Annotated in this window: 14 protein-coding genes; 8 read left to right on the top strand and 6 right to left on the bottom strand. The window is 66.2% G+C overall.

Annotated elements, in window-relative coordinates; genetic code table 11:
- The first annotated feature begins 430 nt into the window (after positions 1-430).
- The 5 genes from U1707_RS05575 to U1707_RS05555 all read left to right on the top strand — a co-directional run bounded on the left by U1707_RS05575 (position 431) and on the right by U1707_RS05555 (position 5,436).
- Entirely contained in the window at positions 431-1,216 is a 786-nt protein-coding gene (locus U1707_RS05575) for a FadR/GntR family transcriptional regulator (protein ID WP_332799118.1), read from the top strand.
- Between the two features lie 109 nt (positions 1,217-1,325).
- Positions 1,326-1,676: a hypothetical protein gene (locus U1707_RS05570; protein ID WP_332799117.1), complete on the top strand. Its 351-nt coding sequence runs from the start codon at positions 1,326-1,328 to the stop codon at positions 1,674-1,676.
- Between the two features lie 52 nt (positions 1,677-1,728).
- On the top strand, positions 1,729-3,384 hold the full coding sequence (locus tag U1707_RS05565; protein WP_332799116.1) for a hypothetical protein: 1,656 nt from the start codon (positions 1,729-1,731) through the stop codon (positions 3,382-3,384).
- A 277-nt stretch (positions 3,385-3,661) separates the two neighbouring features.
- Positions 3,662-4,972: an alkaline phosphatase family protein gene (locus tag U1707_RS05560; protein WP_443025657.1), complete on the top strand. Its 1,311-nt coding sequence runs from the start codon at positions 3,662-3,664 to the stop codon at positions 4,970-4,972.
- 11 nt (positions 4,973-4,983) lie between these two features.
- Positions 4,984-5,436 (top strand): MaoC family dehydratase, encoded by a 453-nt coding sequence (locus U1707_RS05555; RefSeq protein ID WP_332799115.1) that lies wholly within the window; start codon positions 4,984-4,986, stop codon positions 5,434-5,436.
- A gap of 230 nt (positions 5,437-5,666) precedes the next feature.
- Here the strand turns inward: U1707_RS05555 and U1707_RS05550 are convergent, their stop codons facing one another.
- From U1707_RS05550 to petA, 5 genes are all read right to left on the bottom strand, one after another.
- Entirely contained in the window at positions 5,667-6,383 is a 717-nt protein-coding gene (locus U1707_RS05550; RefSeq protein WP_332799114.1) for a hypothetical protein, read from the bottom strand.
- 260 nt (positions 6,384-6,643) lie between these two features.
- A complete protein-coding gene (locus U1707_RS05545; protein WP_332799113.1) occupies positions 6,644-7,192 on the bottom strand; it encodes an adenine phosphoribosyltransferase in 549 nt (182 codons plus the stop codon).
- Between the two features lie 150 nt (positions 7,193-7,342).
- Positions 7,343-8,185, bottom strand: a complete 843-nt coding sequence (locus U1707_RS05540; protein ID WP_332799112.1) for a cytochrome c1 — start codon at positions 8,183-8,185, stop codon at positions 7,343-7,345.
- A 21-nt stretch (positions 8,186-8,206) separates the two neighbouring features.
- Entirely contained in the window at positions 8,207-9,526 is a 1,320-nt protein-coding gene (locus U1707_RS05535) for a cytochrome b (protein WP_332799111.1), read from the bottom strand.
- 10 nt (positions 9,527-9,536) lie between these two features.
- Positions 9,537-10,103: a ubiquinol-cytochrome c reductase iron-sulfur subunit gene (gene petA / locus U1707_RS05530; RefSeq protein WP_332799771.1), complete on the bottom strand. Its 567-nt coding sequence runs from the start codon at positions 10,101-10,103 to the stop codon at positions 9,537-9,539.
- A 204-nt stretch (positions 10,104-10,307) separates the two neighbouring features.
- Between petA and U1707_RS05525 the strand changes: the two genes are divergently transcribed.
- The 3 genes from U1707_RS05525 (at position 10,308) to U1707_RS05515 (ending at position 12,383) form a co-directional block, all read left to right on the top strand.
- On the top strand, positions 10,308-10,757 hold the full coding sequence (locus tag U1707_RS05525; protein WP_332799110.1) for a tRNA (cytidine(34)-2'-O)-methyltransferase: 450 nt from the start codon (positions 10,308-10,310) through the stop codon (positions 10,755-10,757).
- Between the two features lie 188 nt (positions 10,758-10,945).
- Positions 10,946-11,788, top strand: a complete 843-nt coding sequence (gene hemF, locus U1707_RS05520) for an oxygen-dependent coproporphyrinogen oxidase (protein ID WP_332799109.1) — start codon at positions 10,946-10,948, stop codon at positions 11,786-11,788.
- A 1-nt stretch (position 11,789) separates the two neighbouring features.
- Positions 11,790-12,383: a GNAT family N-acetyltransferase gene (locus U1707_RS05515; RefSeq protein ID WP_332799108.1), complete on the top strand. Its 594-nt coding sequence runs from the start codon at positions 11,790-11,792 to the stop codon at positions 12,381-12,383.
- Between the two features lie 115 nt (positions 12,384-12,498).
- Here U1707_RS05515 and U1707_RS05510 read toward each other — a convergent pair whose 3' ends face one another.
- Positions 12,499-13,239, bottom strand: coding sequence for a hypothetical protein (locus U1707_RS05510; protein WP_332799107.1), 741 nt, complete (start codon positions 13,237-13,239; stop codon positions 12,499-12,501).
- Between the last annotated feature and the right edge of the window lie 5 nt (positions 13,240-13,244).

Genomic DNA, 13,244 nt, shown 5'->3' with positions numbered 1-13,244 from the left:
GTCAAAACTTTTGGTATTGGGTGACCGCGCAGAGGCGAAATGAACGAAACTTTTCAGACAGACATATCGTAGCCCCTGAAGGGTTACGACGGCTGAGTCCGTCTGGTCAGGCCGATTGCTCGACAAAGCTGGTCAAGCTTGGACCGTATCGTCCGGTTCATAGAGTTCAACATGGACATATCAGGGTTACAGGCACGGGATGCCCTTATGTGAGGCACGCGAACCAAGGTTTGCCCGCCTAATCGTGACACAAGTGGAGGACGCGCATCTCAGTGCGTGGAACGCCGCGAACACGGTCGATCGTTCGGGCGGCGTTGCAAGGGCATGAAACCGGGATATGTCGACGCTAGCATCGGACGCGGCATCGGACGCTGGCATCGGCAGGGTCTTGTGATAGGGATTGCTCTGGAAACGCCAGGCGAGTGTTGAGATGGTACTTGGGTTCGATACACTGGCGATGGCTTCGCCCAAGACGGGCGGACGGTTGTATCAGCGACTGGCCGGGCAGCTGTTCGACCAATTGTCATCGGGGCGGTACGCGGTCGGTGACAGATTGCCCGCCGAACGTGAATTGTCGCTCGAACACGGCGTCAGCCGGCCCGCGGTCCGCGAGGCGCTGATCGCGTTGGAGGTGCAGGGCTATATCGACGTCCGCGTCGGCTCCGGGGCTTTCGTGCGGAAGCTGCCCGGCGAGGAAGAGCGCCCCGGGTTCGCGATCACCGCGTTCGAACTGACCGAAGCCCGGATCATGATCGAAGGCGAAGCGGCGGCGCTGGCTGCGATCCATGTTTCGGATGACGAACTGGTGCAGTTGGCGTTGTTGGTGGAACGGATCGACCAGGAAAACCTGCTGCCCGAAGTGACCGAGGACGCCGACCGCGATTTTCATTTCCTGATCGCCGCAGCGACCCGCAACGCCGCGATCCAGTTGGCGATCGAGGGATTCTGGCGGATCCGCGCGACCTCGCCGGAATGCGCGTTGCTGCACAACAAGGCCCGCAGTGCGAACGTCCGGCCGGTCGTCGCCGAACATCGCGCGATCCTCGATGCGTTGCGCGCGCATGATCCAGCCGCGTCGCGACTGGCGATGCGCGCGCACCTGTCGGCGGTCATGGACCATCTGCTGTTCACGACCGAGGAACAGGCAGTCGAGGAGGTTCGCCGCCAGCTGGCGTCCAGCCGCGCCCGGTACCGTGCGACGTCGCAGACGGACTGACCCATACGGACTGACACAGCCGGACTGACGATGCGCGGGTTGCGTTCGACCGCTCCCCTGCAACGGGGTTGATCGCGCGCGCATCCGATCCTAATCGCACACGATGCTGATGCGGCTCTTCCTCGTGCTATTGTTTGCCGCGTTCGCGCTGCCGGCCGCAGCGCCGGCCGCGTGCCACGGCGGATCGACCATGAGCGCGCATGCCGCGACGGCGATGACAGGCGATAGGGCGCACGTCAGGCGCGAGGACGCCGATCTCCGGGCGGCCGATCACACGCCTGCCCATCATGAGGCGGTCGCCGAGCATAGCTGCGTCGGCTGTATTCCCCCCTCGGCGTGGACCGTGGCACGGATCGACGATGTGCCACCGGCCGACACCGCCGCGCCGATCGAGCGGGCCGCCGTGTTCGACATCGGCATGACCGCCGCGCCCATGCTGCGACCACCCCGAACCGCGTGATCGTCGGGTGCACCTGCACCCTCGCCTTCACGCTTTATCGGGATTTCAGACGATGACACGATCAATGCTGCTCGCGGCGAGCGCCGCGGCGCTTTGCCTGCCACAGTCCGCCACCGCGCAACATGGCGCGGGCATGACCATGCCGATGCCGGCCGAGCCCGCGCGGGCCGACAAGACCAAGACGAAAAAGACGGTGCGCCCTGTGGCCAAGACGCGGTCCACCGCGGCCAGGCCAATGCACGCGCCCCTTGAAGCCACGAACGAAGACCACGGGGCAGCCGATCATCACACCGCATCCGCACCGGTCGCGGCGAAGCCTTCCCCCGCCGTGCCGATGATGCCCATGGATCGGGGGCATATGCGCGATGCTCCGATCGACCATTCGGCGATGGATCACGCCGCCATGGGGCATGCCGGCATGGATGACTCCGCCATGGATCACCCCACTGCAGATCACACCGCGATGGGGCATGCGATGATCGCCGACCCGGCGTATCGGGCGGCATCCGATGCCGCACTCGCCAGGGCACCGGCGGGGGCTGCGATGGCCGGGATGGCGATGGGGACGTCTGCGGGATTCTACAGCCAGGGTAGCGGGACGTCGCGGCTGCCTGCCGCCGAAGGGCCGATGCGCGGCTATATGACGCAGGCGGGCGAGTGGATGCTGATGGCGCATGGCTATGCCTGGGGCGTCGTGACCGACCAGGGCGGCCCGCGCGGGAAGAGCGAGGCGTTCGTCCAGTCGATGGCGATGCTGATGGCGGACCGCGATCTCGGCGACCGGTTTCATATCCAGCTGCGGACGATGAACAGCCTGGAGCCGCTGATGGGGGCGCGCGGATACACGAACTTGTTCGCGACCGGCGAGCTGGCGAACGAACGACCGCTGGTCGATCGGCAGCATCCGCACGACCTGTTCATGGAGCTTGCCGCCAAGCTCGATTACCGGCTGGGGAACGGGGCGACGCTGTTCCTGTATGGCGGGCCGGTCGGCGAGCCGGCGCTAGGGCCGAGCGCCTTCATGCACCGGGGATCGGCGCGGTATCAGCCGATGTCGCCGATCACGCATCACTGGTTCGATTCGACGCACATCACGTACGGGGTGGTGACGGCGGGCTATGCGACGCCCGCGTTCCAGCTGGAGGCGTCGGCGTTCAAGGGGCGCGAGCCGGACGAGCATCGCTGGGGGATCGAGGCGCCGCGGCTCGATTCGTGGAGCGTGCGGGGGACGTGGACGCCGTCGCCGTTCTGGGCGGTGCAGGTGAGCCATGGGCGGCTGAAGGAGCCCGAGGCACAGCACCCGGGGGAGGACGAGAGCCGCTCGACCGCCAGCGTCCAATATGCACGGGGCGGGCTGGCGACGACGTTCGCGTACAGCCTGAAGGATCGGGTGCCGGGGGAGAAGCTGAGCGCGTTCCTGGCGGAGGCGACGTACGAGCTTACGCCGCGGCATGCGGTGTTCGGGCGGGTCGAGAACGTGGCGAACGACGAACTTTTCCCCGATCATGACGATCCGCTGCACGACGCCAAGTTCCGGGTAACGAAGGCGGAGGCGGGGTATGCGTATCGGTTGCCGATCGTCGGGCCGCTTGGGTTGGCGCTCGGCGGGACGGTGGCGGCGTATGCGAAGCCGGCGGCGTTGGACGCGGCGTATGGGAAGACGCCGGTGAGCTGGACGTTGTTCAGCAAGCTGGCGGTGGGGCTGTAGGCCGACGGCTAGTGCTGAGTGTTGCGGGCGGCCACCTCCCTTTACCTCCCCGTCACTTCTTTTGCCTCCCCGGCGGAGGCCGGGGTTCAATTGGGTAGGCGGCAGTAACGAAGCGCAATGCCGATCAGCAACGCCCCCCAATTGGGCCCCGGCCTTCGCCGGGGTGGTGCTTCCCCTTGGACAGCCAGCTAGCCCATGCAAACGGTCGCTTTCGCTCGCCGTTCGTGCCGGGTAGGGATCGCGAAAAGTCGCCACCTGCTCGGGACGAACGGTTATGATGAAGAACGCGCTGGCTCTCCTCAGTTCTGCACTCGGGCTGACGCTCGCCGGGTGTGCGTATCCATATACGCCCCCTGCCCTTGCGCCGATTACCGCGCCTGCTCCGACGACCATTTCAGCCATGGCAATGCCGGGCGAGGTGCGCGCGCCGGTGACGATTCTCGTGTCGATCGACGGTTTCCGCCCGGATTACCTCGACCGTGGCGTGACGCCGGCCCTCAACCGGCTGCGCGCGGGCGGGGTGTTCGCGAGCATGCGGCCGTCGTTTCCGAGCGTCACCTTTCCCAATCACTGGACGCTGGTGACGGGGCTCCGGCCCGATCGCAGCGGGATCGTCGGCAACAGGATGGAGGATCCGGCGCGGCCGGGGGAGACGTTCACGATGGCGACCGACGATCCGTTCTGGTGGAACGAGAGCTCGCCGATCTGGGTCGATGCCGAGAAGGCGGGAATCCGGACTGCGACGATGTTCTGGCCGGGCGCGAACGTCGCGATCGGCGGCACGGTGAAGCCGGACAGTCACGGTGCGGTCGAAGGCGGTACGCGGCCGGAGGACTGGCAGCAGTTCAACCAGCAGGTGTCGGGTACGCAGCGGGTCAACGCGGTACTCGACTGGATGCGGCGACCGGCGGCGATCCGGCCGAAGCTGGTGACGCTGTATTTCGATACGGTCGACAGCGCCGGGCATGCGGGTGGGCCGGATAGCGCAGGCGTGACTCAGGCGGTGGCGGATGTCGATGCGAGCATTGGCGCGCTGGTCGACGGGTTGGCCGCGCTGGGGCAGCGGGCGAATCTGGTGATCGTCGCGGACCACGGCATGGCGGCGACGAGCAGCACACGGGTCGTGGCGCTCGATACGATCGCGGACAAGGCGGACTATCGCACCGTGGAGATGGGGCCGTACGCGACGTTGTTCGCGGTGCCGGGGCATGAGGCGGCGCTGGAGGCGCGGTTGCTCAAGCCACATGATCACCTGCAATGCTGGCGGAAGGGGGAGATCCCCGCGCGGTTCCATTATGGCCGCAACCCGCGGGTGCCGAGCTATCTGTGCCTCGCCGATGTCGGCTGGCGGGTCGATGCGAGCGCGCCGACCAAGGCTTCGGTCGGTGGGATGCATGGGTATGACAACATGGCGCCGGAGATGCGCGCGCTGTTCATCGCCAACGGGCCGGCGTTCGTTCGCGGCAAGACGATCCCGAGCTTCGACAACGTCGCGATCGAGCCCTTGCTGCGCGACCTGATCGGGTTGCCGGCCGAGGCGGGGCTGGACGGCACTGACGCACCCTTCCAGAAGGTGATGCAACGATAAGAGGAGAGGTTGTGCAGTATTTCGAGGATATCGAGGTCGGTCGGACCGCGTCGTTCGGGCGTTACGCCGTCACCCGCGAGGAGGTGATGGACTTCGCCGCGAAATACGATCCGCAGGCGTTCCATCTGTCCGACGAGGCGGCGGCGCAGACACATTTCGGGCGGTTGTCTGCGAGCGGCTGGCATACGTGCGCGATGACGATGGCGATGCTGGTCGCGCATCTGAAGGAGAACAGGCAGGCGGGGCTCGGGTCGCCGGGGATCGACGAGCTGAAATGGGTGAAGCCGGTATATCCGGGCGACACGCTACGGTGCGAGACCGAGGTACTGGAGAAGCGCGTGTCGGCGAGTCGGCCAGAGATGGGGATCTTCAAGAGCCGGATGAGGGTGTTCAATCAGGACGACGTGATGGTGATGACGTTCGTGTCGAACGGGCTGGTCGCGACGCGACCGACGGACGTTTGATCGGCAGGCTTTTGCCTCGGACGCCGACAGGCTTCTTAGGTGAAGCCGTTATGGTTCACGCGAAGGCGCGAAGGCGCGGAGAGAATTTTGAATGGTAGAGCCTCGGGTGAGCTTTGCTCTCACTACGGGGGGACCCCACTCTCCTTCTGAACTGTTCTCCGCGTCTCCGCGTGAGATCCGAGCCTTCTCTTCGCGCCTTCGCGCCTTCGCGTGAACCAAATCAGCTCTAGTTACCGCGACGGACGCCCGCCACCACGGTTGCCACCGCCCTGCCGTCCACCGCCGAAGCGCTGGCCGCCGCCGCCGCGATTGCCTCGGAACGCACCGTCGCCGCGATTGCCGCGGAAGCCACCCTGCGCTTGGGGCTGCTGCGGGTTGGCGGCTTGGCCTGGCTGCGTGGGCTGGCCGGGTTGACCGAACTGGCCACGGCCGGGACCACGGCCGCGATAGTCGCCGCGGCCGGGACCGCGGTTGCCGAACTGGCCCTGACCGGGCGTGCCGGGGTTGCCCTGATAACCCGGACGGTTGCCGCGCCAGCCGCCGTCTCGGCCGCCATTGCCGCGGTTGCCGAAACCGCCCCAGTTGCCACGCCCGTTATACCCGTTGCCGCGATACTGCTGGCGCCCCTGCCAATAACGCTGCTGGTTGCCGTTCCAGCGGTGCGGTCGACGGTAGCGATCGTAGACGAAGACGCCCGAGCCGGGATAATAATAGTCGCCGTTCCAGCCGTAATAGGAATTCAGGCCACCGAAGCCTCCGAGGCCGCCATAGCCCCCAAACCCGTCATAGCCTGCGCCGTAATAGCCGTTGCCATACCCGCCGCCGTAATAGGGGTCGCTGGCATAACCGACGCCAGCGCCGCCATAGCCGTAACCGTCCGTGCAGCCGGCGACACCCAATCCAAGGCCCAAGGCTAGGCCGATAATGCCGAAGCGTTTCATAAACATGGAAAATCTCCCGTACGCGGAGGGCGGACACTACGCGCCGCCATTCGTCGCACAACGGAGACGCTATGTCGCAAGTTCCATGAATGGGGTCTGACGGGATTCAGTACCGGAAGTGGGAAACGGGAACTGCGGATGCGGTTGGGGGCTGCTTCGTTGTTTTCTCGCGAACGCGGCGGCCAGGGTAGCGGTGCACTACGGTATTTAGCTGGGCCCCCGCGTCCGCGGGGGAACAACTGGTGGGCTCTCGCGTAAGCGCGTGGTCAGTGGCCGGGGAAGTGGATCAGGGCCGTCGCTTCGATGCCGTCGGTGCGCAGCGCATCCGCGCCGCCGAGATCGGGGAGGTCGACGAGGAACTGCGCCTGCGTGACGATCGCGCCGGCCTTGTGAAGCAGGCGGACGGCGGCGCGGGCGGTGCCGCCGGTGGCGATCAGGTCGTCGACCAGCAGGACGCGCGCGCCGGGTGCGAAGGCGTCGGCGTGGATCGCGATGCGGTCGGTGCCGTATTCGAGCGCGTAATCCTCCGCGATGGTCGCGCCGGGGAGCTTGCCGTCCTTGCGGATCAGCAGCACGCCGGCCTTGAGCGGCGCAGCGAGGGCGGCGGCGAACAGGAAGCCGCGGGCTTCGATACCGGCGACGAGATCGACCGGGCCGGAGACCGCCGCGACCATCCGCTCGATCACAGCCGCCCAGCCCTCCGGGTCGAGCAGCAGCGTGGTGATGTCGCGGAACTGGATGCCGGGCTTGGGGAAGTCCGGGATGGTGCGGATCAGCGCCTTGAGATCGGCATTGCGCGCATCGGTATCGAGCATGGAAGGTCCCTTCTCCCCACACCGGGGGCAGCGGATACGCCGGTACGCGATACTTGGCGCCCCGGCTGAAACGAAAGCGGCGGATCAGGCTCATCGCCCGTCCGCCGCCCCCTGTATCCGTGCGCCCTTACCGCGGGAGCGCGGCCGTCATCAATGCTTAACGTCGCGCCAGACGTTCTGATACGCGCCCCAGGCGAGGCCGCAGAAGATCAGGATGAAGATGATCGACGCGAACCCGGCGGCATGGCGTGCCTCGAGGTTAGGCTCGGCGGTCCAGGTCAGGAACGCGGAGACGTCGGTCGACATCTGGTCGATCGTCGGCTTGGTGCCGTCGGCATAGGTCACCTGACCGTTGGAGGTCAGCGGCGGCGGCATCGCGATGTTGAGGTTCGCGAAATACGGGTTGTAGTGCAGCCCCGCCGGCGTCTTGATATCCGGGAACTCCTTCAGCAGCGCCGCCGGCTGCTTCGTATAGCCGGTCAGCAGCGAGTGGACATACGCGGTACCCTCCTCGCGCGCCTTGGTGATCAGCGAGAGATCGGGCGGCAGCGCATTGTTGTTCGCGGCGCGGGCGGCGATCTCGTTGGCGAACGGCGACGGGAAACGATCCGACGGGATGTTCTTGCGCGTCGCCGGCTCGCCGGTTTCAGGATTGATCGAGGGCTGCTCGATCACCCACTGGCTGGCGATCGCCTTAACCTCGGGCTCCGAATAGCCGATCTTCTGCAGGTCGCGGAACGACACGAGCCGCAGCGAATGGCAGGCGGCGCAGACTTCCTTGTAGACCTGGAACCCGCGCTGCAACTGGCGACGATCGAACTTGCCGAACACGCCATTGGAGGCGAGCTCGAGTTCCTTGGGATGCTTGTGCGCGACGCTCTCGGCGGTCGGCGCGACGGGGTCGGTGATGACCCCGTAGACGCTGCCGAAGAGCGCGATGCCGAGCACCAGCACGAAGGCCGCGCCGACGAAGGATGCGATGAGACGAACCATGTGTGTGTCCTCTAGTTCGTATCAGTGCGCGACGTGCGGTGCAGGCGACGTCGTGGACGTCGCGAGCGCGGTCTTGGCCGGGCTGGTGCCACCGTGATTGGCCAGCACGGCCTCGGTGATCGAGTTGGGCAGCGGCCGCGGCCGTTCGGAGCGCGAGATGATCGGCAGGATGATCAGGAAATGCGCGAAGTAATACGCCGCACAGATCTGGCTGAGGATCACGTAGAACGCGTTGGCGGGGGCGCCACCGCAATAGCCGAGCACCAGAATGTCCGCGACCAGCACCCAGAACGCGATCCGCGCCTTGGGCCGGTAGTTCATCGAACGGACCGGCGAGCTGTCCAGCCAGGGCAGGAAGAACAGCAGCAGGATCGAGCCGAACATCGCCAGCACGCCCCAGAGCTTGGCCGGCAGGATGAAGTCCGCGGTGAAGGCGCGCAGGATCGCGTAGAACGGCCAGAAATACCATTCCGGCACGATGTGCGCGGGCGTCGAAAGCGGGTTCGCCGGGATGTAGTTGTCCGGGTGGCCGAGATAGTTCGGGAAGAAAAACAGCAGCGAAGCGAACACAAGCAGGAAGATGCCGAGCCCGAAGCCGTCCTTCGCCGTGTAATAGGGGTGGAACGGGACGGTGTCCTGCTCGCCCTTCACGTCGACGCCGGTCGGGTTGTTCGAGCCGGGGATGTGCAGCGCCCAGATGTGCAGGATGATAACGCCCGCGATCACGAACGGCAGCAGGTAATGCAACGAGAAGAAGCGGTTGAGCGCGGCGTTGTCCGGCGCGAATCCGCCAAGCAGCCAGATGCGGATGGTGTCGCCGATCAGCGGGATCGCCGAGAAGAACCCGGTGATGACCTGCGCGCCCCAGAAGCTCATCTGGCCCCACGGAAGCACGTAGCCCATGAACGCGGTCGCCATCATCAACAGGAAGATGACGACGCCGAGCAGCCACACCATCTCGCGCGGTGCCTTGTACGAGCCGTAATAGAGCCCGCGGAAGATGTGCGTGTAGACGACGATGAAGAACATCGAGGCGCCGTTCGCGTGGGCGTAGCGCAGGAACCAGCCCGCGTTGACGTCGCGCATGATGCTTTCGACCGAGTCGAACGCGACCGCGCCGTTGGCGGCGTAGTGCATCGCCAGCACGATGCCGGTGATGATCTGGATCGCCAATGCGGCGCCGGCGAGTACGCCGAAGTTCCAGAAGTAATTGAGGTTGCGCGGGACGGGATAGCCGCCGCCGAGTGAATTATAGACGAGCCGGGGAACGGGAAGCCGCTCATCCAGCCACCGCGTCAGCGGCAGCTTCGGTTCGTATTGCTTGGCCCAGGGAAAGCTCATGGTGTTTTCCTCAGCCTACCGTGACGACGGTGTCGGAGTTGAAGGCGTAGTCCGGCACGTGCAGGTTGGTCGGTGCGGGGCCTTTGCGAATGCGCGCGGCGGTGTCGTAGGCCGAACCGTGGCACGGGCAGAAATAGCCGCCGAACGGCCCCTTGTTCTCGCCCTCGCCCGCGCCGAGCGGGACGCAGCCGAGATGCGTGCAGACGCCCAGCGTGATCAGCCAGTTCTTCTTGCCCGCCTTGGTGCGCTCCTCGAGCGTCTGCGGATCGCGCAAGGTCGAGATATCGACCGCGTCGGCTTCCGAGATTTCCTTCGGCGTCAGGTTGCGTACGAACAACGGCTGCTTGCGGAAGCTGGTCTTGATCGCCTGGCCGGGGAGGATCTTCGACAGATCGATCTCGGTGGTCGACTGTGCGAGCACGTCTGCGCTCGGGTTCATCTGGTTGATGAGCGGCAGGACGATCGCGACCGCGCCGACGCCGGCGAAGGATACGGCGGCGATGTTGATGAAATCACGGCGGCGAGGATCGTGCGAGTCCTCGTGAAACGGCTCTGGCGATTCGCCGGGGGGAACCATGTCGTCGACTGTCGCCATTCATCTCGCCCTTGCACGTTATTTTTATCGTGGCCTGGCGGGGCTTCCGGTTTCGACGAACCCTACGTCCACCCTGCCCGACCGTCCCCACGGAGGCTGCGCTTTGATAGACGGCGGGGCGCGGGTTTGCCAACTGCATTTTGCTTTGGGTTACCCCCGGGGCCTTGCTGCGCTAGAGGATCGGGTATGCGTATTGCCCTCTACCAGCCCGATATCGCCGGAAATGTCGGCGCCATCCTGCGCACCGCCGCGTGCATGGGAATCGGCGTCGATCTGATCGAACCGATGGGATTCACCTGGAGCGACAAGGCGGTCGCGCGCTCGGGGATGGACTATGTCGGCGTGGTCGACGTGGTGCGGCATGTCGACTGGGGCGCGTTCCTCGCACAGGTGCGCGGGCGGATCGTGCTGCTGACGACGAAGGGCGCGGTACGGCTGGATGTGGCGGAGTTTCGCGAGGACGACGTGTTGCTGATGGGGAGCGAGGGGGCCGGGGTGCCTGAGGCGGTGCATGCTCGCGCCGACGTGCGCGTGCTGATCCCGATGCGGCCTGGGTTGCGGTCGATGAATATCTCGGTGGCGACGGGGATCGTTGCGGCCGAGGCGTTGCGGCAGACGGACGGGTGGCCCGCCTGACGTCTGTTAGTGCGGGGCGGCCCTGCCCCCCGTCATCCTGACGAAAGTCAGGATCCAGAGCCACGAAAGGCGGCGTCTGTTACCCTGGATCCTGACTTTCGTCAGGATGACGTAAATTCGCGGACAGTAGCGGTTACAGATCGACCTGCCCCCTCCCCGCCTCGCCACGGATTTGGTAGGCCCCCTCCATGACCGACCTCGACACCCAGCAAGCCGCCGCCCGCCACTGGTTCGAATCCCTGCGCGATCGTATCTGCGCCGAGTTCGAGGCGATCGAGCACGAGGCGGGCTCCGATGCGAGCTTCGAATACACCCCGTGGGACCGGATCGATCCCTCGGGCGAGCCCGGCGGCGGCGGCGTGCGCGGGGTGATGAAGGGCCGGGTGTTCGAGAAGGTCGGCGTCAACGTCTCGACCGTCGGCGGGACGTTCGAGGGCGACTTCGCCAAGTCGATTCACGGCGCGGGCGAAGACCCGCGGTTCTTCGCGACCGGGATCAGCCTGGTCGCGCACATGACCAACCCGCACGTGCCGGCTGTCCACATGAACTGCCGCTTCCTCAACACCACCAAGCGCTGGTTCGGCGGCGGTGGCGATCTCAACCCGCCGCTGCCGATCGAGGAAGACACCGCGGATTTCCACGCGACGATGAAGGCGGCGTGCGACGCGCATGACCCGGCCTACTACGCGCGGTTCAGGGAATGGGCGGAAACCTATTTCTACATTCCGCACCGGAAGGTCAGCCGCGGCGCAGGGGGCATCTTCTTCGATCATCTGGACGGTGATTTCGAAACGAATTTCGCCTTCACGCGCGACGTCGGCGAGGCGTTCCTCGATGCGTATCCGCGGATCGTGCGGCGGCGGATGGATACGCCGTTCGACGCCGCCGACGAGGCGCAGATGCTCGAGTGGCGTGGGCGCTATGCCGAGTTCAACCTCGTCTACGACCGGGGCACGTTGTTCGGGCTGAAGACCGGCGGCAATATCGACGCGATCCTGATGAGCCTGCCACCGCGCGCGACGTGGTCGTGAGATGGCGCTGATCCCGGTTGCCGACGACACGCTCGCGACGATCGTCACGACGCTGGAGATGCGGACGCGGCCACCGCTGCGGCCGAGCCCAGGATCGCGGTTGCGGCTGGTGCGGTGGGAGCGGCCGGCGCTGGACAAATACCGCGCGTTGTTCCGGCGAGTGGGGGGCCCGTGGCTCTGGTTCTCGCGGCTGGTGATGACGGACGACGGGCTGGCGGCGATCGTGCATGATGCGGGGATCGCGGTGTATGCGGTGCTCGACCCGGCGGGGATCGAAGTCGGGATGCTCGAACTCGACTTCCGCGAGAACGCCGCGTGCGAAATCTCGTATTTCGGGCTGATCCCGGAGCTTGCCGGGCAAGGCCATGGCCGCTGGCTGATGGCGGAGGCTTGCGCGCGGGCCTGGGCCAAGGGGGTCGAGCGGGTGTGGTTGCACACCTGCACGCTCGACCATCCAAGTGCGCTGGGCTTCTACCGCGCGCAGGGGTTCGTGGCGGTGAAGCGGACGATCGAGACGTTTCCCGATCCTCGGGCGACGGGGGTGTTGCCGGCCGAGACGGCGCCGCAGATTCCGTATCTGGCTAAACGGGGGTAGGCCACCTACTTCGTCACCCCGGACGTGTTCCGGGGTCCACCGTGCCGCAAACTAAACTCTATCGGGGGTGCGGATCGGTGGATGCCGGAACGAGCCCGGCATGACGGGGGTGGCCTTACCGCGCCAGCCGGCGGTAGGCCGAGATCGCGATCAGGGCCATCGCGATACCCGCCGCCATTGCGGCCACCGCAGCACCCGCATCGACGATCACGAGCGCGACCGGGTTGGCCTCGCCCGCCTCGCGAAGCGCACGATCGGCCATCATGAACGGCGCACCGACTAGCCAGCCGCTGATGTAGCTGAACGCCGCCAGCCCCATCAGCGGCAGCCCCGAGCCGCGGCTGAGCGTGAAGCTGCGGCGGATGGCACCGAGCGCACCGAGTGGGGCTTCGGCGAACAGTGCAGGCCCGGTCAGCATCGTCCGGCCGAGGATGTAGAGGCCGGGGATCGCGTACAGCAGCAGCCCTGCCCCAGCCGGCAGCGAGACGATCACCATCGCCAGCAGGAAGCGCGGGAAGATGCGCAGGCAGCGGGTCAACGCCTGCCGCAGGTCGAGCTGATCACGGTCGAGATACAGCGCGTAGAACAGCGACGTGCCGAAGAAGCTCATGACATAGGCGAGCAGGTACCAGCCGCCATGCGCCGCCGCCCAGGTCTGCACCGCGTCGGCCCAGACCACCGCCTGCGCCTCGCTGTTGCCGGCCGCAGCGTCCGGCATCGGCGGATCGGGAACGACCAGGGCGAGCGCGAACGCGGGCAGGAACAGGAACGGCGCGGCGATCCGCAGCAACAGGTCGCGGTCGCGCTTGAACAGCGTCCAGGCATCGGTGAGGACGGTCGCGAAATCGAGCTTCATCGGGG

Source organism: Sphingomonas sandaracina, assembly GCF_036663695.1.
In the GTDB taxonomy this organism is placed as follows: domain Bacteria; phylum Pseudomonadota; class Alphaproteobacteria; order Sphingomonadales; family Sphingomonadaceae; genus Sphingomonas.
This window is presented reverse-complemented; position numbering and strand designations above follow the sequence as displayed.

What these genes read in the sequence shown, in the direction of transcription:
- U1707_RS05575 (WP_332799118.1), top strand. Translation starts at nt 431, where the DNA reads ATGGTACTTGGGTTCGATACACTGGCGATGGCTTCGCCCAAGACGGGC.
- U1707_RS05570 (WP_332799117.1), top strand. Translation starts at nt 1,326, where the DNA reads ATGCGGCTCTTCCTCGTGCTATTGTTTGCCGCGTTCGCGCTGCCGGCC.
- U1707_RS05565 (WP_332799116.1), top strand. Translation starts at nt 1,729, where the DNA reads ATGACACGATCAATGCTGCTCGCGGCGAGCGCCGCGGCGCTTTGCCTG.
- U1707_RS05560 (WP_443025657.1), top strand. Translation starts at nt 3,662, where the DNA reads ATGAAGAACGCGCTGGCTCTCCTCAGTTCTGCACTCGGGCTGACGCTC.
- U1707_RS05550 (WP_332799114.1), bottom strand. Translation starts at nt 6,383, where the DNA reads ATGTTTATGAAACGCTTCGGCATTATCGGCCTAGCCTTGGGCCTTGGA.
- U1707_RS05545 (WP_332799113.1), bottom strand. Translation starts at nt 7,192, where the DNA reads ATGCTCGATACCGATGCGCGCAATGCCGATCTCAAGGCGCTGATCCGC.
- U1707_RS05540 (WP_332799112.1), bottom strand. Translation starts at nt 8,185, where the DNA reads ATGGTTCGTCTCATCGCATCCTTCGTCGGCGCGGCCTTCGTGCTGGTG.
- U1707_RS05535 (WP_332799111.1), bottom strand. Translation starts at nt 9,526, where the DNA reads ATGAGCTTTCCCTGGGCCAAGCAATACGAACCGAAGCTGCCGCTGACG.
- petA (WP_332799771.1), bottom strand. Translation starts at nt 10,103, where the DNA reads ATGGTTCCCCCCGGCGAATCGCCAGAGCCGTTTCACGAGGACTCGCAC.
- U1707_RS05525 (WP_332799110.1), top strand. Translation starts at nt 10,308, where the DNA reads ATGCGTATTGCCCTCTACCAGCCCGATATCGCCGGAAATGTCGGCGCC.
- hemF (WP_332799109.1), top strand. Translation starts at nt 10,946, where the DNA reads ATGACCGACCTCGACACCCAGCAAGCCGCCGCCCGCCACTGGTTCGAA.
- U1707_RS05515 (WP_332799108.1), top strand. Translation starts at nt 11,790, where the DNA reads ATGGCGCTGATCCCGGTTGCCGACGACACGCTCGCGACGATCGTCACG.
- U1707_RS05510 (WP_332799107.1), bottom strand. Translation starts at nt 13,239, where the DNA reads ATGAAGCTCGATTTCGCGACCGTCCTCACCGATGCCTGGACGCTGTTC.